A 1,120-nucleotide genomic window follows, 5' to 3' on the forward strand; every position below is an offset into this window, starting at 1 on the left:
GAGACTGTAACTAATTTTGTGTAACTGCCTATCTCAATTTACTCTATAGAGAGTTAAGGATAGGCAGATGAACATGAATAAGAAAGAGCTTGAAGCTTTCGCAAAGGAAGCGGCCAAAGGCATTAAAACACCTGAGGACTTAAACGAATTTAGTCAGATGTTGAAGAAAATCACCGTTGAAGCAGCTTTGAACGCAGAAATGGATGAGCATCTTGGCTACGAGAAACATCAAAAGTCCACGTCATCAAACAGTCGCAACGGTAAGAGCAGCAAACGCGTTAAAACCGAAGATGGCGAGTTTGAACTCGACACACCTCGTGACCGTGAAGGCTCCTTTGAACCTAAGCTCGTTAAAAAGCATCAATCCCGTTTCACATCCATGGACGATAAAATTCTCTGGCTTTATGCGCAAGGCATGAGCACCCGCGAAATCGTCAATGCGTTTGATGAATGGTATGGTGCCGAGATATCACCAACGCTGGTTTCTCGCGTCACCAATGCGGTTATCGAACAAGTTGTGGAGTGGCAGTCACGCCCGTTAGATGCTATTTACCCCATCGTTTACCTCGACTGTATCGTGGTGAAAATACGCCAGGATAAACGCATCATCAACAAGTCTATTTTCCTGGCCTTGGGTATCAATACCGAAGGTCACAAAGAACTGATGGGCATGTGGATTGCCGAGAATGAAGGCGCTAAGTTCTGGCTAAACGTGCTAACCGAACTTCAGCAGCGTGGTGTAGAAGACATCCTCATCGCTTGTGTGGACGGTCTCAAAGGCTTCCCTGATGCGATTAATGCTGTGTTCCCACAAACGCATATTCAACTGTGTATCGTACACATGGTGCGCAACTCACTCAAATACGTGTCATGGAAGGACTACAAAGCCGTCACGGCAGACTTAAAGTGTGTGTACCGCTCAACAACGGAAGATGAAGCTCTGCTCGAACTGGAACGGTTTGCTGAAACATGGGACAGCCAGTACCCTCAAATTGCTAAGTCATGGCGCACGCACTGGCACAACCTCAATACCTTGTTCAATTACCCAGAGGACATCCGCAAGGCGATTTACACCACTAACGCCATTGAATCTCTGAACAGCGTTATCCGTAAAGCCATT

At 46.4% G+C, this 1,120-nt stretch carries 1 protein-coding gene; it reads left to right on the forward strand.

Going from position 1 to position 1,120, the window contains the following annotated elements:
- Positions 1 to 73: 73 nt before the first annotated feature.
- Positions 74 to 1,120 (forward strand): IS256 family transposase (locus V7R55_RS19480; RefSeq protein WP_334061025.1); only part of this gene is annotated, 1,047 nt, incomplete at its 3' end.

Origin of the sequence: Alteromonas sp. S005 (assembly GCF_036864475.1) — a bacterium.
Taxonomy (GTDB): domain Bacteria; phylum Pseudomonadota; class Gammaproteobacteria; order Enterobacterales; family Alteromonadaceae; genus Alteromonas.